This is a genomic window from Deltaproteobacteria bacterium (assembly GCA_035063765.1).
Taxonomy (GTDB): Bacteria; Myxococcota_A; UBA9160; order UBA9160; family PR03; genus CAADGG01.
In genome coordinates this window covers 178,622-198,774 of sequence record JAPSFT010000004.1, presented here as the reverse complement: position 1 = coordinate 198,774, position 20,153 = coordinate 178,622, and the positions used below count along the sequence as shown (strand labels likewise).

General features: G+C 74.5%; 25 protein-coding genes. 16 read left to right on the top strand and 9 right to left on the bottom strand.

From position 1 onward, the window contains the following. Positions 1-46 precede the first annotated feature (46 nt). Entirely contained in the window at positions 47-844 is a 798-nt protein-coding gene (locus OZ948_03485) for a hypothetical protein (protein MEB2343783.1), read from the top strand. A 7-nt stretch (positions 845-851) separates the two neighbouring features. On the opposite strand, the gene OZ948_03480 is transcribed toward OZ948_03485, so the two are convergent. Further along, positions 852-1,697, bottom strand: coding sequence for an endonuclease/exonuclease/phosphatase family protein (locus OZ948_03480; protein MEB2343782.1), 846 nt, complete (start codon positions 1,695-1,697; stop codon positions 852-854). Beyond that, positions 1,694-2,086, bottom strand: coding sequence for a Co2+/Mg2+ efflux protein ApaG (gene apaG, locus OZ948_03475; GenBank protein MEB2343781.1), 393 nt, complete (start codon positions 2,084-2,086; stop codon positions 1,694-1,696). The genes OZ948_03480 and apaG overlap by 4 nt, the downstream gene beginning before the upstream one ends. Positions 2,087-2,187: 101 nt before the next feature. Here apaG and OZ948_03470 point away from each other — a divergent pair, with 101 nt between their 5' ends. The 10 genes from OZ948_03470 to OZ948_03425 all read left to right on the top strand — a co-directional run bounded on the left by OZ948_03470 (position 2,188) and on the right by OZ948_03425 (position 9,446). Beyond that, positions 2,188-3,378, top strand: coding sequence for a thiolase family protein (locus OZ948_03470; GenBank protein MEB2343780.1), 1,191 nt, complete (start codon positions 2,188-2,190; stop codon positions 3,376-3,378). Between the two features lie 6 nt (positions 3,379-3,384). Further along, positions 3,385-4,047 (top strand): crotonase/enoyl-CoA hydratase family protein, encoded by a 663-nt coding sequence (locus tag OZ948_03465; protein ID MEB2343779.1) that lies wholly within the window; start codon positions 3,385-3,387, stop codon positions 4,045-4,047. A 121-nt stretch (positions 4,048-4,168) separates the two neighbouring features. Next, positions 4,169-4,510, top strand: coding sequence for a hypothetical protein (locus OZ948_03460; GenBank protein ID MEB2343778.1), 342 nt, complete (start codon positions 4,169-4,171; stop codon positions 4,508-4,510). 54 nt (positions 4,511-4,564) lie between these two features. Beyond that, complete coding sequence (locus OZ948_03455; GenBank protein ID MEB2343777.1) at positions 4,565-5,113, top strand: RNA polymerase sigma factor; 549 nt, start codon at positions 4,565-4,567, stop codon at positions 5,111-5,113. Next, complete coding sequence (locus OZ948_03450; protein ID MEB2343776.1) at positions 5,110-5,475, top strand: hypothetical protein; 366 nt, start codon at positions 5,110-5,112, stop codon at positions 5,473-5,475. Before OZ948_03455 ends, OZ948_03450 begins: the two co-directional genes overlap by 4 nt. Positions 5,476-5,663: 188 nt before the next feature. Further along, positions 5,664-6,143, top strand: a complete 480-nt coding sequence (locus OZ948_03445; protein MEB2343775.1) for a DUF3106 domain-containing protein — start codon at positions 5,664-5,666, stop codon at positions 6,141-6,143. A gap of 43 nt (positions 6,144-6,186) precedes the next feature. Continuing rightward, positions 6,187-6,918: an acetoacetate decarboxylase family protein gene (locus OZ948_03440; GenBank protein ID MEB2343774.1), complete on the top strand. Its 732-nt coding sequence runs from the start codon at positions 6,187-6,189 to the stop codon at positions 6,916-6,918. 137 nt (positions 6,919-7,055) lie between these two features. After that, positions 7,056-7,823, top strand: coding sequence for a cyclase family protein (locus tag OZ948_03435; GenBank protein MEB2343773.1), 768 nt, complete (start codon positions 7,056-7,058; stop codon positions 7,821-7,823). 10 nt (positions 7,824-7,833) lie between these two features. Further along, complete coding sequence (locus OZ948_03430; protein ID MEB2343772.1) at positions 7,834-8,460, top strand: DUF47 family protein; 627 nt, start codon at positions 7,834-7,836, stop codon at positions 8,458-8,460. Further along, positions 8,460-9,446: an inorganic phosphate transporter gene (locus tag OZ948_03425; protein ID MEB2343771.1), complete on the top strand. Its 987-nt coding sequence runs from the start codon at positions 8,460-8,462 to the stop codon at positions 9,444-9,446. The genes OZ948_03430 and OZ948_03425 overlap by 1 nt, the downstream gene beginning before the upstream one ends. Before the next feature lie 45 nt (positions 9,447-9,491). On the opposite strand, the gene OZ948_03420 is transcribed toward OZ948_03425, so the two are convergent. Then, positions 9,492-9,896: a nuclear transport factor 2 family protein gene (locus tag OZ948_03420; GenBank protein MEB2343770.1), complete on the bottom strand. Its 405-nt coding sequence runs from the start codon at positions 9,894-9,896 to the stop codon at positions 9,492-9,494. A 189-nt stretch (positions 9,897-10,085) separates the two neighbouring features. On the opposite strand from OZ948_03420, the gene OZ948_03415 reads away from it, so the two are divergent. After that, a complete protein-coding gene (locus tag OZ948_03415; protein ID MEB2343769.1) occupies positions 10,086-11,273 on the top strand; it encodes an acyl-CoA dehydrogenase family protein in 1,188 nt (395 codons plus the stop codon). 10 nt (positions 11,274-11,283) lie between these two features. After that, positions 11,284-12,435, top strand: a complete 1,152-nt coding sequence (locus tag OZ948_03410) for an acyl-CoA/acyl-ACP dehydrogenase (protein ID MEB2343768.1) — start codon at positions 11,284-11,286, stop codon at positions 12,433-12,435. On the opposite strand, the gene OZ948_03405 is transcribed toward OZ948_03410, so the two are convergent. Further along, the gene (locus tag OZ948_03405; GenBank protein MEB2343767.1) at positions 12,432-12,881 is read right to left on the bottom strand and encodes a YaiI/YqxD family protein; all 450 of its coding nucleotides are present in this window, start codon (positions 12,879-12,881) and stop codon (positions 12,432-12,434) included. The genes OZ948_03410 and OZ948_03405 overlap by 4 nt on opposite strands. Before the next feature lie 245 nt (positions 12,882-13,126). Here OZ948_03405 and OZ948_03400 point away from each other — a divergent pair, with 245 nt between their 5' ends. Together OZ948_03400 and OZ948_03395 are read left to right on the top strand one after the other, a co-directional pair. Continuing rightward, a complete protein-coding gene (locus tag OZ948_03400) occupies positions 13,127-14,572 on the top strand; it encodes a DUF1800 domain-containing protein (GenBank protein ID MEB2343766.1) in 1,446 nt (481 codons plus the stop codon). A 1-nt stretch (position 14,573) separates the two neighbouring features. Continuing rightward, positions 14,574-15,722 carry a DUF1501 domain-containing protein gene (locus OZ948_03395; GenBank protein MEB2343765.1) on the top strand — a complete coding sequence of 383 codons (1,149 nt, stop codon included), beginning with the start codon at positions 14,574-14,576 and terminating at the stop codon, positions 15,720-15,722. Between the two features lie 75 nt (positions 15,723-15,797). Here OZ948_03395 and OZ948_03390 read toward each other — a convergent pair whose 3' ends face one another. Further along, entirely contained in the window at positions 15,798-16,091 is a 294-nt protein-coding gene (locus tag OZ948_03390; GenBank protein ID MEB2343764.1) for a hypothetical protein, read from the bottom strand. A 136-nt stretch (positions 16,092-16,227) separates the two neighbouring features. Continuing rightward, entirely contained in the window at positions 16,228-16,779 is a 552-nt protein-coding gene (locus OZ948_03385) for a hypothetical protein (GenBank protein MEB2343763.1), read from the bottom strand. 227 nt (positions 16,780-17,006) lie between these two features. Here OZ948_03385 and OZ948_03380 point away from each other — a divergent pair, with 227 nt between their 5' ends. After that, positions 17,007-17,375: a translation initiation factor Sui1 gene (locus tag OZ948_03380; GenBank protein MEB2343762.1), complete on the top strand. Its 369-nt coding sequence runs from the start codon at positions 17,007-17,009 to the stop codon at positions 17,373-17,375. A gap of 6 nt (positions 17,376-17,381) precedes the next feature. On the opposite strand, the gene OZ948_03375 is transcribed toward OZ948_03380, so the two are convergent. The 3 genes from OZ948_03375 to OZ948_03365 all read right to left on the bottom strand — a co-directional run bounded on the left by OZ948_03375 (position 17,382) and on the right by OZ948_03365 (position 20,153). After that, positions 17,382-17,756: a hypothetical protein gene (locus OZ948_03375; GenBank protein MEB2343761.1), complete on the bottom strand. Its 375-nt coding sequence runs from the start codon at positions 17,754-17,756 to the stop codon at positions 17,382-17,384. Positions 17,757-17,964: 208 nt separating this feature from the next. After that, positions 17,965-18,999 (bottom strand): hypothetical protein, encoded by a 1,035-nt coding sequence (locus tag OZ948_03370; protein ID MEB2343760.1) that lies wholly within the window; start codon positions 18,997-18,999, stop codon positions 17,965-17,967. Then, positions 18,981-20,153, bottom strand: a complete 1,173-nt coding sequence (locus OZ948_03365; protein MEB2343759.1) for a serine hydrolase — start codon at positions 20,151-20,153, stop codon at positions 18,981-18,983. Before OZ948_03365 ends, OZ948_03370 begins: the two co-directional genes overlap by 19 nt.

Here is a 20,153-nt window from a genome sequence, read left to right as displayed (position 1 = left end):
GTGCGTGCAGGGTGGACGCGTGAACTCCACCGGCTAGCTTCGCCGGATGGCCCGTCGTCAGCCCTTCGCCGAAACGCAGCCGCGAGCGACCCGGAGCCGCCGCGGCCGAACGGACGTCACGACCACGCCGCTTGCGATCCGCAGCCGGATCCCGCTCGAAGCCGCCTTCCGGGACCTGGTGCGGGCGCGGCTCGGGCGCCGGCTCGGCAAGTTCGCGAAGCGCATCGAGCGCATCTCCGTGCGTTTCGAGGACGTCAACGGCCCGCGCGGCGGCGTCGACACCGTCTGCCGGGCGAAGGTGGTGCTGGACGGTCTCCCGAGCATCGTCGTCGAGGAGCGGGCTGCGGACGCGCGGGAGGCCTTCCGGTGGGTCGCGGCCGGCGTGGAACGCGCGGTCGGGCGTGCGCTCGGGCGCCAGCGCCTGTCGGAGCCCCGCACGAAGCGGGGCACCCGGCGCGCGAGCGGGCCGGCGGCGGCTCCCCGACGCGACGACGACGGCAGCCTGATCGGGCGCCGGGTCGGACAGGGGCGCGAGGCCCTCGAGCGCGCGCTCGCCCGTCCCGAGAAGCTGCGTCGCGATGCCTTCGTCGACACCGCGGCTCCGGGCGTCAGCGCGAGCGACCGCAAGGCCGGCTACGGCAGCACCGCGGCACGCAACACCCGGCGGCGAGCGCCGAAGGCGGCCGTTGCGCTCGAGGACTCGCGCACCGTCCCGTCCCGGAAGTCGACCCGCAAGTCCGCCAACCGGATGCGCTCCGCGGCTGCTCTCGAGCAGGCCGAGAGCATGCGCCGCCAGCGCCCGGGCGCCCAGGCCGCCCGGGCCCGCGCCCGCCGCCCGCGCTGAGCCGCCGTCAGGCGAAGGCGGCCTCCCCCAGCGCCTCCGTCCGCAGCTCCGCGTACACCCCGAAGTGGTCGCTCGGCCAGACGCCGTCAACGGCGTCGTCGAAGGCCACCTCGCAGCGCTCGACGAGGCCCAGGCCCTGGGCGGTCGGGTAGCCCGTGAAGACGTAGTCGATGCGGCGGTCGGGCTCGAGGGCGAGGCGCGCGAAGCGGTTGCGGTTGGACCAGGTGCAGCCGGGCGGCTCGCCCGGGTGCGGCGCCGCGCGGCCCGCCTTGCGCCAGGCGTCGTGGAAGTAGACGGTCCGGCCGTCGATCGCGTGTCCTCCGGTCAGGTAGCGGATCTCGTCCCACTCGGGCTCGGCGTTGAAGTCGCCGACCACGAGCGGCGGGAAGCCGCCCTTCGGGCGGCGCGCGATCACGCGCGCGGCCAGCGCCTGCACCTGTCGCAGCCTCGTGTCGCCATGGTGGAAGCGCCAGTGCAGGTGGGTGCAGGTGAAGGCGAGCGGCCCGAAGGGCGCCGCCACGTCGACGTGCAGCGCCGCGCGCGTCTCGGCGTCACCGCGGTCGGGAAGCCTCTGCTCCTCGCGGCCACGGAGGGGCCAGCGCGAGGCCACCGCGTTACCGAACTCGAAGGTGCCGGACTCCCGGCGCAGGATCGCGGCGCAGCCGAAATCCCGGTGGGGAAGGCGCGGGCCGAGCAGCTCCGCCACCTGGTCGAAGCCGGGCGCGCGCAGCGCCTCCTGGAAGCCGACGACGTCCGGGTCGAGCCCGTCGAGCCAGGCGCGGATCCGCTCGGCGCGCGCCGGCCAGGGACCCTGGTCGTGCCAGAGATTGAGCGTCGCGACCTTGAGCGTCACTGCACCGAGGCGGGCTGGCGCAGCTCGAAGGGCGCCACCTCGGCCTCGAAGCGGCGGCCGCTCGCGGGCGCCAGCATCTCGTAGCACCCGCGCATGAAGCCGAAGGGCGTCCCGAGCGGACACCCCGAGGTGTACTCGAAGGCCTCCCCGGGCTCGAGCACGGGCTGCTCGCCGACGACCCCGGGTCCGCGTACCTCCTCGACCTTGCCGGTGGCATCCGTGATCACCCAGTGGCGCCCGACGAGCTTCACGGTCTCGTCGCTCAGGTTCGTGATCCGGATCGTGTAGAGGAAGAACCACTGCGCGAGGTGCGCGGCCGAGTGGTCCGGCGAGAAGCGCGCGGCGGCCTCCACCTGGACGCCGTTGGTCGTGGCCTCGGACGCGGACACCCAGCGAATCTAGGCGGGGCCCGGAAGGCCGTCGAGGCCGCGACGGGGGCGGAGCCGGCTGGTATGCTCCCGCCCTCCCGCAACGCCCGAAAGGACCCCTCATGCCCCTTCCCTCCCGCGAAGTCGTCATCGTCGAGAGCGTGCGCACGGGCCTCGCCAAGGCCGGCCGCGGCTCGTTCAACATGACCGAGCCCGTCTACTACCTGGCGCACACGCTGAAGTCCGTCGTGGCCAAGGCCGGCGTGGACGCGGCCGAGATCGAGGACGTGGTCGTCGGCACGGGCTTCCCGGAAGGCTGCCAGGGCATGAACATGGCGCGCATCGCCGCCATGGCGGCGGGCTTCCCGAAGGAGGTAGCGGGCGCCACGGTGAACCGCTTCTGCTCCTCGGGCTCGCAGGCGATCATGATGGCGGCGCAGCGCATCCAGGAGGGGGCGGAGGTCGCCATCGGGGCCGGCGTCGAGACCATCACCATGATGACCGACGGGACCCAGAACACGACGCGCATGGTCAACAAGGCCGCGCAGGAGCGCTTCCCGGGCCTCTACTTCCCGATGGGGATGACCGCCGAGATCGTGGCCGAGCGCTACCACGTCTCGCGCGAGGACCAGGACCAGTACGGGCTCCAGAGCCAGCAGCGCTACGCCGCGGCCTGGGACAAGGGATGGGTCCGCGAGGAGATCGTCCCGATGCCGGTGACCCGCAAGGTCCAGAAGAAGGGCGAGGAGCCCTACGAGGAGCAGGCCACCGTCGACCGCGACGAGTGCAACCGGCCCGACACCACGATCGAGGGCCTGCGCGCGCTCAAGCCCGCGTTCAAGCCCGACGGGACGATCACGGCCGGCAACGCCTCGCAGCTCTCCGACGGCGCCTCGGCGACGCTCCTGATGAGCGCGGAGCGCGCGAAGCAGCTCGGTCTCCAGCCGCTCGGCGTCTACCGCGGCAGCGCGGTGGCCGGCTGCGGCCCCGAGGAGATGGGGATCGGCCCGATCTTCGCGGTGCCGAAGCTCCTGAAGCGCCACGGCCTCACGATGAAGGACATCGACGTGGTCGAGCTGAACGAGGCCTTCGCCTCGCAGCTCCTGCACTGCCAGCGCGTGCTCGAGATCCCGAACGAGAAGCTGAACCCCTGCGGCGGCTCGATCGCGATCGGGCATCCCTACGGCATGACCGGCTCGCGGCTCACCGGGCTCCTGCTCCGCCAGCTCCAGCGCACCGGCGGCCGCTACGGGATCGTGACGATGTGCGTGGGCGGCGGGCAGGGCTTCGCGTCCCTCTTCGAACGCGCCTAGCTCGTCTTGGGCGTCCGCTGCGAGATCCAGGACGGCGTCGCCATCCTGCGCATGGACGACGGGAAGGCCAACGCCTTCTCGTTCGCCATGCTCGAGGAGCTCGGCGCGGCGCTCGACGCGGCCGAGAAGGACGCCCGGGCGGTCGTGCTGCTCGGGCGGCCCGGCCGCTTCTCGGGCGGCTTCGACCTCGCGGTGATGAACGAGGGCGGCGCGGCGACTGCGCGGCTCGTGACGGGCGGCGCGCGCCTCGCGCTCCGCCTCTTCGAGCTGCCGCTGCCGGTCGTGATCGGCTGCACCGGCCACGCGCTCGCGATGGGCGCGGTCCTGCTGTGCGCCGCCGACCTGCGCATCGGCGCGGCCGGCGCCTTCAAGATCGGCCTCAACGAGGTCGCGATCGGCCTCGCGTTGCCCGCCTTCGCGATCGAGCTCGCACGCGAGCGGCTGGCGGCGAGCCACCTGCAGCGCGCCACCGCGCTCGCCGAGATCTACGACCCGGACGGCGCGGTCGCGGCGGGCTTCCTCGATCGCGCGGTCGCCCCCGAGCAGGTGGAGGCAGCGGCGCTCGAGGCGGCCGCAGCCCTCGGCGCCCTCCCCGGCCGCGCCCACGCGCTCACCAAGCGCGCCCTGCGCCGGGCCGCGATCGAGCGGATCCGCTCGGGCCTCGGGTAGTTCCGGTCTTCCCTGCCGGTCGCGGCGCGCACCCGCCGGCGCCCGCGTCAACCGCCCGCGCTCCCGCGCGTTGGCAGGGGGAGAAGGGCGGCGCTCCCGCCGCTCGCAACCGGAGATCCGCATGAAGTCCTCGCTCTTCGCCCTCACCACGCTCCTCGCCCTCGGCCTTGCGCCTGCCGCCGCCCGCGCCGACCTGGGCGACCGGGTCGACCACCGCCTCGACCGGCGCGGCGACCGCATCGACCAGCGCCTCGACCGGCGCGGCGACCGCATCGAGAGCCGCTTCGACCGGCGCGCTGCCCGCGCCGAGGAGAACGGCCACCCGCAGCGAGCGGCCTGGCTCGAGCGGCGCGGCAACCGCGCCGACGCCCGGCTCGACCGCCGCGGCGACCGTGTCGAGCGGCGTCTCGACCGGCGCGGCGATCGCTTCGACCGCCGCTTCGATCGTCGCCACGGCGACTGATGTGCGAAGCTGCGGGCCGGGCCGGTGCGGGCATGAGGAAGGGTACGCAACGGGGTGGAACGGCGGGCGGACCTGGAGCGCTTCCTCGCGGGCGTCGAACGCCGCGCCTTCCGCATGGCCCGGCTCGCCACGCGTGACCCCGACGAGGCTCTCGACCTCGTCCAGGACGCGATGACGGCGCTGGTGCAGCGATACAGCACTCGGCCCGAGGCCGAGTGGCGCCCGCTCTTCTACCGGATCCTCCAGAACCGGATCCGGGACTGGGCGCGGCGGCGCGCCTTCCGCGCACCGTTTCGCGGCCTGCTCGGCCGCGGCGACACCCCCGCGCCCGACCCCGGTGCCGAGGCCGCCGATCCGGCGGGCGCGAGCCCCGCGGAGCTCGCCCTGCGTGCCGACGCCGGGCGCCAGCTCGACGCCGCCCTCCAAGCACTCCCGCTGCGCCAGCGCCAGGCCTTCCTCCTGCGCGCCTGGGAGGGGCTCGACGTCGCCGAGGCCGCCCACGCGATGGGCTGCTCGACGGGCAGCGTCAAGACCCACTACTTTCGCGCGATCCAGGCGCTGCGCGCCCACCTGGGCGACGGCTGGGGAGACGGGATCCGATGAGCGAGCGCGAACCCGACCCTCCGCTCGTCGCCCGCGCCCGCGCGCAGCTCGACCACGACGTGGCGGCGCTCGACGAGACGACCCGAGCGCGCCTGCGCGCGGCGCGGCTGCGGGCGCTCGGGACCCTCGAGAGGCCGGCCACCACCCGGCGCGCCTTCGTGGCGCCGCGCGGCCTCGTCGCGACGGCCGCCGGCGCCGCCGTGCTGGCGCTGGTGGTGGCCTCCTGGCGGCAGCGGGAGGACACCGAGGGCAAGCTCGCCGTCGAGCTCGACGACGTCGAGCTCCTCGCGAGCGCCGACGACCTGGAGCTCTATGACGACCTCGACTTCTACCGATGGCTCGCCGAGGACGCCGCGCTCTGAGGCAGCCGAGCCGCTGTCCCCGCCCGGCGCCGGAGAGCCCTCGCGAGCCTCGGACGCCCCGAGTCCCGAGCTGCTCGAGTTCCTCGGCGAGTTCTCCGACGGCGCGGGCGGCGGGATCGACCCGTTCGAGCTCGACGACGGCCCTCGCGACGCCGGCGCCGCCGGCGCGAACGAGGCGCGAGGCAGCGATGACTAGGCGCTCCTTCCTCGGCCTGCTGGCCACCCTCCTCGTGGCGGGTCCGCTTCGCGCCGCCGCACAGGCCTCCTCGCCGGCTCCCTCGCAGGATTGGGACGCGCTGGCTCCGGAGGACCGCGAGCTCCTCGCGCCCTTCGCGGAGCGCTGGAGCACGCTCCCGCCCGAGCGGCGCGAGCGACTCCTGCGCGGCGCCGAGCGCTGGCGGCGCATGTCACCCGAGCAGCGCGCGCGCGCCCAGCAGCGGCTCGAGCGCTGGCGCGCGCTCCCGCCCGAGCGGCGCGAGCGGATCCGCGAGCGCTTCCGGCGCCTGCGCGAGGCCCCGCCCGAGGAGCGCGAGCGCATCCGGCGCCGCTATCGCTGGTTCCGCGACCTCCCGCCCGAGCGCCGCCAGGAGCTCCGCGAGCGCTGGGAGCGGCTTACGCCCGAGCAGCGGGAGCAGCTCCGCCGCCGCCGGGAGCGCCGCACGGATTGATCTCCCCGCTTCGCTCGCGCGCCGCCGGGTGTATGCTCCCCTCGTGCCCGAGCCCGCCCGCTACCAGATCCAGGGCCGGACCGTCACGATGCCGGTCCAGGTGCGCGATGCCTCGACCGGGGTCGCGACCTGGCTGCTCCCGGCCCGCGCCGTCCAGCGCCTCGTGCCGGACGCCTTCGAGGTCGCCACCGTCCTGCCCGGCCGCACGCCCTTCGGGATCGCCGTGATCGACTACCGCGACAACGACCTCGGCGACTACCACGAGGTCTCGATCACCTGCTTCGTGCGCCCGCGCGGCGCGCCGCGCGGGCTGCCCTGGGTGGGCGCGCTGCGCGAGCTCGTCGGCGGGCGCCTCGGCACCTTCATCTGGAAGCTGCCCGTCGACCAGAGCTTCACGTGCGAAGCCGGCCGCACGATCTGGGGCTTCCCGAAGAGCGTCGAGGAGATCGACTTCCGCTACGAGAGCGACCGCGTGCGCTGCCGGCTCGTGATGGAGGGCGAGCACGCACTCACCCTCTCGCTCCCGCGTGGTGGGACGCGCACCCTGCCCGACACCGAGACCGTCACCTACACCGAGATCGAGGGCGTGGCCCACCGCACGCGCTTCACCCAGGGCGGGAGCGGCACCGGCATCCGCCTCGGAGGGGCCCGGCTCGAGCTCGGGCCCCATCCGGTCGCGGACGCCCTGCGCTCGCTCGGTCTGCCCGGCCCCGCGCTGATGACGATCTGGACCGAGCACATGCACGGCCGCTTCGACGTCCCGGAGAAGCTCTGACCGCGCCCGCGCTCGCCACCGACGAGGTCCTCGCCTTCCACCGCACGCTCTCGAACTGGGGGCGCTGGGGTGGCGACGACCAGCTCGGCGCCCTGCGCTGGATCACGCCCGGGAAGCGCGCGGCCGCCGCCGCGCTGGTGCGCAGCGGGCGCACCGTCGGCTGCGCGCGGCCGCTCCCGACCGAGCCCGCCGCCGACAACGAGCGCCCGGTCGTCCACCTGATGGCGGGCACCGCCAGCGAGGGCTTCGGCGGCGACTACTTCGCGCTGGCGCCGCACGGCTTCGCGGTGAGCCACATCGACGCGCTCTGCCACATCTTCCACGAGGGGCGCCTCTACAACGGCTACCCGATCGAGCGCGTCACCGCCCACGGCGCGCTCGCGCTCGCGATCGACGCGCTGCGCGACGGCGTGGTCTCCCGCGGCGTGCTGCTCGACGTCCCGGCGCTGCGCGGCGTGCCGTGGCTCGAGCCCGGCGAGGCGATCGGCCCCGGCGAGCTCGAGCGCGCCGAGGCGGCCGCCGGCGTGCGCGTCGAGGCGGGCGACGTGCTCCTCGTGCGCACCGGGCGCTGGGCGCGGCGCGCCGCGCGCGGCGCATGGAACGCCCGCGAGCGGATCGCGGGCCTGCACGCGAGCTGCCTGCCCTGGCTCTTCGAGCGCCGCGTGGCCGCCCTCGGCGGCGACGGCGTCTCGGACGTCGTGCCCTCCGGGATCGAGGGCGTCCCGCTCCCGATCCACTCGGTCGCGATCGTGGCGATGGGCCTCCACCTGCTCGACAACCTCGACCTCGACCCCCTCGCAGAGGCCTGCCGCGAGGAGCAGCGCCACGCCTTCCAGCTCGTCGTGGCGCCGCTCGTCCTCGCGCGCGGCACCGCCTCCCCCGTCAACCCGATCGCGATCTTCTAGAGGAGATCCCGTGCTGAGACGCCTGCTCCCGAAGAAGCCCCAGTTCTTCGACCTCTTCTCGCAGCACGCAGCACTCGCCGTCCAGGGTGCAGCGATGCTCGCCGAGCTGCTCGCGAAGCCGGACGACGCCGAGGAGCAGGCGACCCGCATCCGCGCCGTCGAGCACGAGGCCGACGCCGTCTGCCAGACCACCATGGAGCTCCTGCGCTCCTCGTTCGTGACGCCCATCGAGCGCGGCGACATCCACGACCTGGCGAGCCGCCTCGACGACATCCTCGACCTCGTCGAAGAGGCCGCCCGCTGCGTCTGGCTGTACGAGATCCACTTCTCGCGCCCCGAGGCGCTCGAGATGGCGCAGCACCTCGTCGATGCCACGCACGCCACCAAGGCGCTGGTCGACGCCCTCGCGCAGCGGGTCACCCCGGCCCGGGCGGAGGAGCTGGCGCGCGCCGTCAAGCAGGTGGAGAAGCAGAACGACCGCCTGCTGCGCTCGGCCACGGCGCGCCTGTTCGCCGAGGAGCAGGACGCGAAGACCCTGATCAAGTGGAAGGAGATCTACGCGCAGCTCGAGGCTGCCATCGACCGCTGCGAGGACGTCGCGAACCTGATCGAAGGCGTGGTGCTCGAGAACGCTTGATGGAACCGCTGCTGGTCGCGGTCATCGTCGCCGCGCTCTTCTTCGACTACACCAACGGCTTCCACGACGCCGCCAACGCGGTGGCCACCTCGATCTCGACCCGGGCGGTGCCACCCCAGCTCGCGCTGGCGGCGGCCGCCGTGCTGAACGTGGTCGGCGCGCTCGTCTCGACGCACGTCGCGGCCACCCTCGCGAGCGGCATCGTCGACCCGGGCTCCGTGACGGCGCCGGTGATGCTCGGGGGCCTGGTGGGCGCGATCGCCTGGAACCTGCTCACCTGGTGGTGGGCGATCCCGTCGAGCTCCTCGCACTGCCTGATCGGGGGAGTGGCGGGCGCCGTGCTCGCCACGGCGGGGGCCGACTCGGTGCTGTGGGGCGGGATCGTGCGCAAGGTGCTGATCCCGACCGTGCTCGCCCCGGCGATCGGCTTCGCCGTGGGCATCGCGCTGATGGTCGGGATCCTGTGGCTGTTCCGGAACGCGCAGCCGGGCCCGCTGATGCGGCGCTTCCGGATCGCGCAGCTCGCCTCGGCGTCGCTCATGGCGTTCAGCCACGGCTCGAACGACGCCCAGAAGACGATGGGCGTCATCACCCTCGCGCTCTTCGCGGGCGGCTCGATCCCGGACCTGGAGGTGCCGTTCTGGGTCAAGCTCGCCTGCGCGCTCGTGATGGGCGCCGGCACCTACTCGGGCGGCAAGCGCATCATCCGCACGCTCGGGATGCGGCTCGTGAAGCTCACGCCCGCCCACGGCTTCGCGGCCGAGACGGCCGCCTCGAGCGTGCTGCTCGGAACCGCCTGGATGGGCTTCCCCGTCTCGACGACCCACGTGATCACCACCTCGGTGATGGGCGTCGGCGCCACCGAGCGCCTGTCGGCCGTGAAGTGGGGGCTCACCCGCGACATCGCCGCCGCCTGGATCCTCACCCTGCCCGCCTCCGCACTCGTCGGCGCCGCCTTCGCCAAACTCGCCGTCCTCCTCTTCTGACGGGGACAGTCCCGGCGATCCGGCGATTCGCGCGGGGCTTTGGCCTCAGCGCACGGTCCCTTCCTGCCAGAAGGCCTCGATCGCCTCGGGATCGAGGGGGGCGGTGAGGACGTCCCGGATCACCCCGCCAGCCACCCGCCCGAGCATCAGGTAGTCGAGGTCGAGCTGGCGTGGTCCGATCGCGAGGTGCACGCGGAACAGGATCACGACCCGCTCGTCGCTGGCGAGCACGTCGACGAGGTCGGCATCGAAGACGTCTGTCGCCTCGCCGATACGGGCCAGCATGTCGATGGCCGTGTCGACGCCCTGGTGTTCGCCGGACCAGGGGGCGCCGCGCGCGGTGGCGCGCCAGACCAGGTCGGGCGCGAGCCCGGCGCGCACGCCGTCGGCATCGCCGCGCGCGATCGCGTCCCACAGCCGGCGGGCGAGCTGTACGTTGGGATGGTCCATGCAGGTACGGCTCCGGGCGCTCCGGTGCGCCGGCATCATACCCGCCGCCCGCACCGGAGCGCTGCAAGATGGCGCCGGCACGGGGCTCGGGCAGACGGAGTGGGGGGCCGTTATGCTCCGCGACCGTTCCGCAATTGCCAGCAGCGCGCCCTGGCGCCCCATCCGGAACCCAAGCCACGGAGCCCCCCGATGGACCTCGCCTACTCCCCCGAGCAGCTCGCCTTCCGCCAGGAGGTGCGGCAGTGGATCCAGGATGCCATGCCCGCCCCGATCCGGGCCAAGGCGGAAGGGGGCGGCCACTTCGAGCACGAAGAGCAGATGGAGTGGCACCGGATCCTGTTCCGGAAGGGCTGGGTGGCGCCGCACTGGCCGAAGGAGGTGGGCGGCACGGGCTGGGACATCGGGCGCCGCCACATCTTCGGCGAGGAGCTGGTGCGCGCCAACGCGCCGCAGCTCTCGCCCTTCGGGCTGACGATGGTGGGGCCGCTCCTGATCCAGTTCGGTACGCCCGAGCAGAAGCAGCGCTTCCTCCCGAGGATCCTCTCGGGCGAGGAGGTCTGGTGCCAGGGCTACTCGGAGCCGAACGCGGGCTCCGACCTCGCCTCGCTCCAGCTCCGCGCCGAGAAGGACGGCACGGACTACGTCCTGAACGGCCAGAAGACCTGGACCACCTACGCGCAGTACGCCGACTGGATCTTCCTGCTCGCCCGCACGGACGCGAGCGGCAAGAAGCAGGAGGGCATCACCTTCATCCTCGCCGACGTGAAGCACACGCCCGGCATCACGGTGAAGCCCTTCCTCACGACCGGCGGCACCTACGCTTTCTCCGAGACCTGGTTCCAGAACGCGCGCGTGCCGCAGACGAACCGGGTCGGCCCCGAGAACGGAGGCTGGACGATGGCGAAGGCGCTGCTCGCCCACGAGCGCACCGGCATCGGCGGGATCGCCGAGAGCAAGCGCTGGCTCCAGCTCTGCAAGCGGATCGCGCGCGAGACACCGGTCGGCGAGGGCTCGCTCTTCGACGACCGGAGCTTCCGCGAGCGCATCGCCCGGCTCGAGATGCGCCTGCGCAGCCTCGAGCTGCTCCAGCTCCGCACCCTGGCCGCCGCCCAGGTGGGGCGCGCGCCGGGCCCGGAGAGCTCGATCCTGAAGCTCGTCGGCACCGAGATCCAGCAGGAGTCGACCGAGCTGTGCATGGACGCCATGGGCCACGACGCCCTCGGCTGGCTCGACAGCCCGCCCGAGGTGCTGCCGGCGATCGAGCAGGGCGTCGCCTCCTCCTTCAACTACCTGCGCGCGGCGACGATCTACGGCGGCTCGAACGAGATCCAGCGCAACATCATCGCCAAGCAGATCCTGCGCCTGCCCACCCTCTGAGGAGCCAGCGATGAACTTCGATCTCAGCGAAGAGCAGCAGATCCTGGTCGACTCGGTCGCGAAGTTCGTCGCGAACGACTCGCCGGTGGAGCGCTTCCGCAAGCTGCGCGACACCGAGCGCGGCTGGGACCCGAGCGTGTGGGCACGGATGGGGGAGTTCGGCTGGCTCGGCGTCGCCTACCCCGAGGAGCAGGGCGGCTTCGGCGGCCGCTTCGTGGACCTCGCGCTGATCCTCGAGCAGCTCGGCCGGGGCCTCGTGCCGGAGCCGATCGTGCCCTCGGTCGTGCTGGCCGGGGGCCTGCTCTCGAAGCTCGGGAGCGATGCGCAGCGCGAGCGCTTCCTCGCGCCGATGATCGAGGGGCGCACGTCGCTCGCCCTCGCCTACGCCGAGCGCCAGAGCCGCTTCACGCCCCACGACTGCCGCACGCGCGCCGAACGGCGCGGTGCGGGCTGGGTGCTCTCGGGCGAGAAGACCTGGGTCCTGAACGGGCACGCCGCGGACCAGCTCGTGATCGTCGCGCGCACGGCCGGTGACCCGCTCGACCGCGAGGGGCTGTCGCTCTTCGTCGTGGACGGCGACGCCCCCGGGCTCGAGCGGATCCGCGTGCCCGGCATGGACGGCCAGCGCAGCGCCCTCGTGCGCCTGCGACGGGTCGAGGTCGGCGCCGAGCGCCTGCTGGGCCCGGCCGGCGCCGCACGGCCCCACCTCGAGTGGGCGCTCGACCGCGCGGCGGCCGCCGCCTGCGCCGAGGGCCAGGGCGAGATCCAGGAGCTCTTCGACCGCACCGTTGCCTATCTCAAGCAGCGCGTGCAGTTCGGCGTGCCGATCGGGAGCTTCCAGGCGCTCCAGCACCGCGCCGCCGACATGTACGCCGAGACCGAGCTGTGCCGCTCGACCATGATCCTCGCCGCGATCGCGGCCGACTACGAGGACGCCGACGAGCGCCAGGCGGAGATCTCGGCGGCCAAGCTCCAGCTCTCGCGCGGCGGCTGGTTCGTGCAGGAGAACGCGATCCAGCTCTTCGGTGGGATCGGGGTCACCGACGAGCAGGACGAGGGCCTGTTCTTCAAGCGCCTGCGCGTGCTCCAGGGCCTCTTCGGCGACGCGGACTGGCACGTGGCGCGCTACCAGGGGCTGCGGGGGTTCGCGAGCGAGGCCTAGGCGCCACGCGCGGCGCGCGCGAGCTGATCGAGGCGCGTGAGGAAGCGCTGGCGGTCCTTGTCTGCGAGCGGCCGCGGGCCGCCCGGGAGCAGCCCCTGCTCGCGCAGCGTGGCGTGGAGCTGGCGGGCGGCGAGCGCGTCGCCGATCGAGTCCTCCGTGAAGGGCCGGCCGTCCGGCCCGAGCGCGCGGGCGCCGGCCGCGAGGCAGCGCGCCGCCAGCGGGATGTCGGCCGTGACGACGACGTCGCCCGGCTCGACATGGGCGGCGATCCAGTCGTCGGCCGCATCGGGAGCCCCGCCGACGACCACGAGCTGCGCGCCGAAGCCCGCCGGAACGTGGATCGGTGCGTTCGCGACCACCGCCACCGGAAGCCCGTAGCGGGTCGCGACCCGGTACACCTCGTCCTTCACCGGGCACGCATCGGCATCGACGAAGATCGCGATCACCGCCGCGACGCTAGCCCGGACCCGCCCGCGCCGGGTGCGGCGGACGCCCGGACCCTCGCTCGCCGCCCCGCCTGCACGTCGCTCGCGGCGCTCGCAGGATCCGCTCCAGGCCGGCTGCGTAGCGGCGAGCCCCGGGATTCGCGCCCGAACCGGCTTGCGCGGCCGCCCGTCCCGCCGGGCGGGCTCGTGTCAACCGGATCCGCCCTCGGGCGTTGATCGGGCAGGCCCGACCTGCGGAAGGGAGCATGGCCCTCGATCGCGCCGCCAGCGCCAGCAACCGCTTCGGCCTGGGTGCCCGCCCCGGCGCCCTGGCGGCCCCCGGCGACCCCCGCGACTGGCTGCTCGCACAGCTGCGCCCGGTGTCGCCCTCCGCCTTCGCCGGGCTTCCGGACAGCGCCGAGACCCTGCGGCGCGAGCTCGCCTTCCGCCGCGAGCGCCTGGCCGAGCGCCGCGCCGCGCGCGACCCGGTGACGGCCAGCGCCGATGCCGGCAGCGAGGACGCGCGGAACGAGATCCGGACCCGCTTCCGGCAGACCTTCGGGCGGGAGCTGCTCGCCGAGCTCGCCGCGCGCTACCGCCATGCCGTTCGCACCGAGCAGGACTTCCTCGAGCGGCTCGTGCAGTTCTGGTCCAACCACTTCGCCGTCTCGATCGACAAGCGACAGGCAGCCCTCTACGCGGCACCGATGGAGCGCGAGGCGATCCGCCCGCACGTGCTCGGTCGCTTCGGGGACCTGCTGCTCGCGGTGGAGTCGCATCCGGGCATGCTCCGCTACCTCGACAACGCCCGCTCGATCGGTGAGGGCTCGTGGCTCGCCAGGGTCGGCTCCCGGCGCATGCGCCCCGAGAGCGGGCCAACGCGCAAGCTCGGCCTCAACGAGAACCTCGCGCGCGAGATCCTCGAGCTCCACACGCTCGGCGTCGACGGCGGCTACGACCAGGCCGACGTGCTCGAGCTCGCGCGCGCGCTGACCGGCTGGGGCACGGCGGGGCGGCGCGAGCTCCGGGCGGGCGGCCCCCTCGCGCCCTTCGCCTTCCGCAGCGCTGCCCACGAGCCCGGCGCGCGCCGCCTGCTCGGTCGCCGCTACCCCGAAGGCGGCGTCGAGCAGGCCCGGGCGATGCTCTCCGACCTCGCCCGCCACCCGGCCACCGCCCGACACCTGGCGTTCAAGCTGGCGCGCCACTTCGTCGCCGACCAGCCGCCGCCGGCACTGGTGGACCGGCTGGCGCGCACCTGGCTCGACGGCGACGGCGACCTGCCGGCCGTGTACGCCGTGCTGGTCCGCAGCGACGAGGCCTGGAGCGCCTCGGCGCGCAAGTTCAAGACCCCCAACGACTTCGTGCTCTCGGCTGCGCGCGGACTCGGGATCGACCTCGGTGCGCGGCCCGAAGCCCTGGTCGGCCTGTTCCGGCGGCTGGGGCAGCCACCCTTCCTGCCGCGCTCGCCGGCCGGCTTCGCCGACACCGCCGCCGACTGGAGCGGGGCCGACGCCCTGGGGAAGCGCGTGCAGCTCGCACAGGCTCTGGCCGCGCGCGCACCCGCCGCGCACCGGCAGCCGCTGGCGACCGCCCGGGCCATGCTCGGCCGCGGCCTCGACACCGACCTCGGCGCCGCCTTGCGCCGCGCCGAATCGCCGGAGCAGGGCCTCGCACTGCTCCTGGCCAGTCCTTCCTTCCAGTGGAGGACGTGACATGCGCCTGTCCCGCCGCCGGTTCCTGATCGCTTCCGGCGCCTCGGCCACGCTCGCGCTCTGGCCCCGCACGGCCGCCTGGGGCGCGCCGGGCGGGGCCGACCCCCGCCTGCTCGTGGTGCTGCTGCGCGGCGGGCTCGACGGCCTCCACGTGCTGCCGCCGCTGGACGACCCCGACGCCGCGCGCCTGCGCGCGGCGCTGCTGCCGGATGCGCCGCTGGCGCTGGACGGCAGCTTCGGGCTCCACCCCGCGCTCGGCTTCGCCCACACCCTCTACCAGCGAGGGGATCTGCTGCCGGTGGTCGCGGTGGCCCCGCCCTACCGCGAGCGCTCGCACTTCGATGCGCAGGACTGCCTGGAGAACGGCACCGGCACGCCGGGCGGCAGCCACACCGGCTGGCTCAACCGCTGCGTCGGCGCGATGGGCGGCGCCGAGGGACTGGCGATCGCGAGCGTGATGCCGCTCAGCCTGCGGGGCCCGGCTCCGGCCAGGACCTGGTCGCCGCCGTTGCCGCAAGCCGTGGATCCGAGGCTCCTCGAGCGCCTGGCGCCGCTCTACGCCGCCGACCCGGAGCTGGCCACGGCCTTCGAGCAGGTCGCCGCCGGCAGCCTCGACGCGATGGCAGGCGAGAGCCGTCGCGCTCGTGGCCGGCTGCCGGACCTGGCGGGCGTCGCCGCGCGCTTCCTGGCCGCCGCGGGCGGCCCGCGCGTCGGCTTCGTCGAGGATTCCGGCTGGGACACCCACGGGAGCCAGGCGCGCGTGCTCGGCCGCAAGCTGGCCGAGCTCGACGCCGCCCTCGAGGCCTTCCACGACGCAGCCCGGGCGGTCTGGCCGTCGACCGTCGTGGTGGTGCTGACCGAGTTCGGCCGCACCGTTGCGATCAACGGAACCGGCGGCACCGACCACGGCACGGGTGGCCTCGCGCTGCTCGCCGGAGGCCCCGTCGCGGGCGGTCGTATCGGCGGCGACTGGCCCGGTCTCGGCGTCCGCAGCCTCTACGAAGGCCGCGACCTGCGCCCCACCGGCGACCTGCGCGGCCTGCTCAAGGGCGTGCTCGGCCGACATCTTGGAGTGTCCGAGGCCGCACTCGAGACGCAGGTCTTTCCGGACAGCCGTTCCGTCCCGAGGATGGAGGGCCTGATCGGGTGAGGATCGCGCGGCAGATCCGGCGAGCCCGACGTCCCGCCGGGTCGTTCCGCCGCAGCGCGGCCCCCGGGCCCGCGGCTAGCGGTCCCAGCGCAGCTTCACGCGCTGGCGGCCGAAGGCGCGTGCCGCGTCGAGGTCCTCGCCCAGGTAGAGGTCGATCGAGCGCCGGTGCGCGTCGCCCATGCGGTCGAGCACGATCCACTCGCCGAGGCCCTCGATCTCGACGCGCGTCCCGTAGGCGAGGCCGATCGCGAGCAGGTCCGGAGACACGGCGATCGCTCGCATGCCGGGCCGGAGGCGCGCGCCGGAGGCCGCGAGCGTCGGCTGGGAGTCCGTCTCGCCGACCCGGCTCGTGTACGCGTAGGCGGTCACCACGATCTCGCGGGCGCCGGCCGGGGGCCGCCCGCGAAGACCCGCGCAGGCCGGCACCACGAGCACTCCCCCGAGGAGCAGCGCCGCCGCAGGCCGGCGCGCCCACCCCGCCCGCGAGCGGGGACACGGGGGCGGCTCAGTCGCCCTCGGAATCCCAGACGATCCGGTAGGAGCAGGCAGCGGCGCCATCGAGGCCGCAGGCTCGCTTCTGCGCTCGCACGTTCTTCACCCCTGCGGCACCGAAGAGCTCTTCGACGTAGGGCCCGATCATCGCGCACATCTCCGGGCACGGATAGCCGTAGCCGACGACGTCCACGCGCGCCTCGCCCTCCTCGAGCGTCACCCGGAAGTCGCCGGTGTCGTGCATCGACCGCCAGAGCGTGACGGCGCGGAGCGGAACCCGCGAGAGATCGGCGCTCTCGAAGAGGTGACGATAGGCCCCCGCCATGTTGTTGCGGGCGTTGAGCCGGCCGATCGCTGCGAGCGGCGGCTCGCCACCCTTCGGCAGGAGCCGTGCGACCACCCGGACGAGCCCGACCATGTCGCACTCGGGGTACCAGCTCGCGACGCGGATCCGCTCGTCCAGGTAGTGCCGCAGCTCGGCCGGGAGCAGGGGCTCCGCTTCGGCGCGGCGCGAGCGCAGGAACTTGACCATCTCGACGAGCGCCACCCCCTTGACGTTGGCCATGCCCCGCTGCGACCTCCCGGCGACCCGACCCTTCGGCGCCCGGACGGAACCACTTGAAGAGGGCCCCTGGCGCGGGCCCGGGGGAGCCCGATCTGCGATCGCAGCCGGGCGCGACGGGTGGACCCTCTCGCCGCCGTCCGGATCGAGGTCCGGGGCTTTCGACGTGCTGCCGGGAGCCTTGCCACCCGGCGCGAGCGGGTTCCTGCGACGGCTTCTAGGATCCGCCCATGAGCGCCCGCCGCGCCGACGGCATCGTCTTCTCGTCCGCGCACGGGCGCATGTGCCCGCGCTGCGGCCGGCCGGCTGCGGCGTGCGCCTGCGCGAAGAGGCGCGCGCCCGCGCCGGCCGCGGGCGCGGCCGCGGTGGTGCGCGTCGGGCGCGAGACCAAGGGCCGCAAGGGCAAGGGCGTCACGGTGGTGACGGGCGTGCCGCTCTCGGGCGCCGCGCTCGACGAGCTCGGCTCGCGCCTGAAGCGGCTGTGCGGCTCGGGCGGCACCGTCAAGGACGGCGTGATCGAGATCCAGGGCGACCACCGCGACGCGCTCGTCGCGGAGCTCTCGAAGCAGGGCTGGACGGTGAAGCGCGCGGGCGGCTGATCGCGCTCAGCGGGCGCCGGCGCGGGCGAGCTCGTGCAGGAACAGGTCGGCGTTGACGACCGCGAGCTCGGCGTCCGTGAGCGCGACGCCGTCGAGCGTCGCCTCGCGCACGCGCCAGCCGCCCTCGCTCCCGACCGGCTCCACCGCGCACGAGAGCTCGCCCCGCGCCGGCTCCTGGCCCCATGCCTCGCCCACCTCGAAGCGCACCACGGCGCGCGACGCGCGGCGATCGGCGTCGATCCCGACGACGCGCGCCTCGGGGAGCCGGCGCGCGAGCACGCGCGCGCAGGTCGTGCTGGCCGGGTCCGGTGCGCGCGCGCAGGCGAGCACCGCGAGCCCGAGCCCGGCCAGCGACGCGACAGCGATCGCCCGGCGGTCCATGTCCGTCCCCCCCGTCCCGGATGCCCTCTGGACGGCCGGAGCATCCGCCGTGCCAACGGGACGCGGAGCGCAGGGGATGCGCAGCACCCGCCCGAAGCTACGCGAGAGCGACGCCGGAGCCGCCCCGCGCCGGCTGCCGGTCCGGCACGCCCCCGGAGCACGGTTTCGCGCCCGGCGTTCGCGATCGTAACCGGAGCGCACGCGCCCCTCAGTCGCCGAGGCGCTCGAACTCCGCCCAGACCCGCGCGCCCTCCGGGTGCGCCGCGATGCGCCCGCGGTAGAGCTCGCGCTGCTGCTCCGCGACGAGCCGCGGCTGCTCGACGGTCGCCCAGTGCGCGAGCCGCTCCCAGAGCGGATCGACGACCTCGGCGCCCGGCACGCGCCCGCCGTCGCGGCCGCGGAAGGTGGCGTGGCGCAGCTCGCCGAGGTAGAGCCGCAGCGACGCGACGTGGATCGCCTCGTCGGCGCGGATGCGCCCGACGACCTCCGCCGCCTCGAGCGCCCCGGCCCGCCGCTCCCGGAAGAGCTCGGGGTCGCGCAGCATGGCCTCGGTGAAGGAGAAGGCGAGCTCGGCGCGGAACTCGATCACGAGCAGGTTCATCAGGAACGAGACCGTGCGCTCGATCGCGAGCGGGATCGCCGGCACCGCCGCCTCGGCGTCCTCGTCGCGGCCGATCCGCTCGGGCACCTCGGCGTCGGGGAAGTCCACCGGGCCGAAGGCCAGGTCGCGCAGCGCGAACCACATGACGTCGTGGCCGCCGATCCCGCGCTCCGGCTCGCCGCCCTCGTCGAGGCCGTGCGCCTCGAGCAGCCCCCCCTGCAGATGGCCGATCGCCCATTCCGAGGCGTCCTCGTGTACGGCCTCGGCGAGCGAGGGCAGCGGCAGGTCGCGCAGCACGCGGCCGCGCGCCTCGATCTTGCCGGTCACCGTGAGCTGGTTCCAGAAGGTCTGCCCGAGCCCCTCGCGCAGGAGGAGCCGCCCCTGTGCCTCGTTCGGCATGCGCACGCCCGCGAGCAGCGAGGCGTCGGCGGCCAGGAGATCGCCGCCCCGCTTGCGTAGGGCGTCGGTCCACGCTGTGACCGCAGGGGCGCGAACGAGCGAGCGCGGCGGGATATAGCGGCCACCGGCGTCGAAGCCCCCGTGCAGGCGATGGCCCGCGACGACCTGGGGGCGCGCGTAGTCGTGCGAGCGCAGGAGCTCCTCGCGCGCGAAGCGGAGCGCCGTCACGCCGAGCTCGCGCACGAGCCCGCGAGGCTCGAGATCGCGACGGTCCGGCGCGCCTGCCGCAGCACGTCGCGGTCGAAGCCCGAGGTGCAGTAGCCGACCGAGAGCCCCGTCACGGGATCTGCCCAGGCGATCTGCCCGCCCGCGCCGCCGTGACCGAAGGCCTCGTCCGAGCAGGTGCGGCCGAAGCCGAGGAACGCCTTGTCGGGCCCGCCGGCGACCACGATCCCGAGCCCCCGGTTGGCGGGCTTGCGGAAGACCGGGTCGAGGAAGTCCGGGTTCCGGATCCGGCGCGCGTCCGCGAGCGTCGCGGGCTTCCAGAGCGCGGGCTCGAGCAGCGCCTGGTAGAAGAGCGCGAGGTCGCCGGCGGTGGCGGTGACGCCGCCGCCGGGCACGCCGATCTCGCGCACGCGCGCCTCGTTGAAGCCGAGCACCGCCTCCTCGGTCACCTCGGTCACCGGCGGCATCGGGAGGCCCAGCGCGGCGAAGCGCTCCGGGCCGGGCTCCTCGCCCGCATAGGAGACATCCGCGAGCCGGCCGTGGAGCGCGCGCGGCAGGCCGAGACGCAGGTCGGGCAGTCCGAGCGGCTCGGCGAGCCGCAGCCGCACGGTGTCGCGGAAGTCCATGCCGGTGCGCGCCTGCACGAGCGCGGCGATCACCCACATGCTGCTCGTCGCGTGGTACTCGAAGCGCGAGCCCGGCTCCCAGTTCAGGCGCCAGCGCGCGAAGCGCTCGGCGAGCCGCGTCCAGTCCCACTCGTCCTGCCGGTACGGCGCACGCGGGAAGCCCGCCGTGTGGGTGAAGAGCTGCTCGACCGTGACCTCCTGCTTGCCGTTCTCGCCGAACTCCGGGATCACGCCGGCCACGCGCTCGTCGAGCGAGAGGAGCCCCTCCTCGAGGAGCAGCCACGCCGTTGCGGAGGTGATCGCCTTGCTGCAGGAGAAGACCACGAAGAGCGTCTCGTTGGTCGCGGGCGCGGGCCGGCCCTCGTGGGTCACGCTCCCGAAGCTGCGCATGCCGGCGATCCGGCCGTGGCGCGCCACCGCCACCTGGGCTGCCGGCAGGATCCCCTGCTCGACGTCGCGCGCGACCCGCGCGTAGAGCGCTTCGAGGCGCTCGGGGTCCACGCCCACCGCCTCGGGCGATGCGGCGAAGTGCTGCAGGGACGGCAT

Excerpts from the sequence above, each read along its gene's own strand:
- OZ948_03485 (MEB2343783.1), top strand. The coding sequence starts at position 47 with ATGGCCCGTCGTCAGCCCTTCGCCGAAACGCAGCCGCGAGCGACCCGG.
- OZ948_03470 (MEB2343780.1), top strand. The coding sequence starts at position 2,188 with ATGCCCCTTCCCTCCCGCGAAGTCGTCATCGTCGAGAGCGTGCGCACG.
- OZ948_03460 (MEB2343778.1), top strand. The coding sequence starts at position 4,169 with ATGAAGTCCTCGCTCTTCGCCCTCACCACGCTCCTCGCCCTCGGCCTT.
- OZ948_03450 (MEB2343776.1), top strand. The coding sequence starts at position 5,110 with ATGAGCGAGCGCGAACCCGACCCTCCGCTCGTCGCCCGCGCCCGCGCG.
- OZ948_03445 (MEB2343775.1), top strand. The coding sequence starts at position 5,664 with ATGACTAGGCGCTCCTTCCTCGGCCTGCTGGCCACCCTCCTCGTGGCG.
- OZ948_03425 (MEB2343771.1), top strand. The coding sequence starts at position 8,460 with ATGGAACCGCTGCTGGTCGCGGTCATCGTCGCCGCGCTCTTCTTCGAC.
- OZ948_03420 (MEB2343770.1), bottom strand. The coding sequence starts at position 9,896 with ATGGACCATCCCAACGTACAGCTCGCCCGCCGGCTGTGGGACGCGATC.
- OZ948_03415 (MEB2343769.1), top strand. The coding sequence starts at position 10,086 with ATGGACCTCGCCTACTCCCCCGAGCAGCTCGCCTTCCGCCAGGAGGTG.
- OZ948_03410 (MEB2343768.1), top strand. The coding sequence starts at position 11,284 with ATGAACTTCGATCTCAGCGAAGAGCAGCAGATCCTGGTCGACTCGGTC.
- OZ948_03400 (MEB2343766.1), top strand. The coding sequence starts at position 13,127 with ATGGCCCTCGATCGCGCCGCCAGCGCCAGCAACCGCTTCGGCCTGGGT.
- OZ948_03395 (MEB2343765.1), top strand. The coding sequence starts at position 14,574 with ATGCGCCTGTCCCGCCGCCGGTTCCTGATCGCTTCCGGCGCCTCGGCC.
- OZ948_03385 (MEB2343763.1), bottom strand. The coding sequence starts at position 16,779 with ATGGCCAACGTCAAGGGGGTGGCGCTCGTCGAGATGGTCAAGTTCCTG.
- OZ948_03380 (MEB2343762.1), top strand. The coding sequence starts at position 17,007 with ATGAGCGCCCGCCGCGCCGACGGCATCGTCTTCTCGTCCGCGCACGGG.
- OZ948_03375 (MEB2343761.1), bottom strand. The coding sequence starts at position 17,756 with ATGGACCGCCGGGCGATCGCTGTCGCGTCGCTGGCCGGGCTCGGGCTC.
- OZ948_03365 (MEB2343759.1), bottom strand. The coding sequence starts at position 20,153 with ATGCCGTCCCTGCAGCACTTCGCCGCATCGCCCGAGGCGGTGGGCGTG.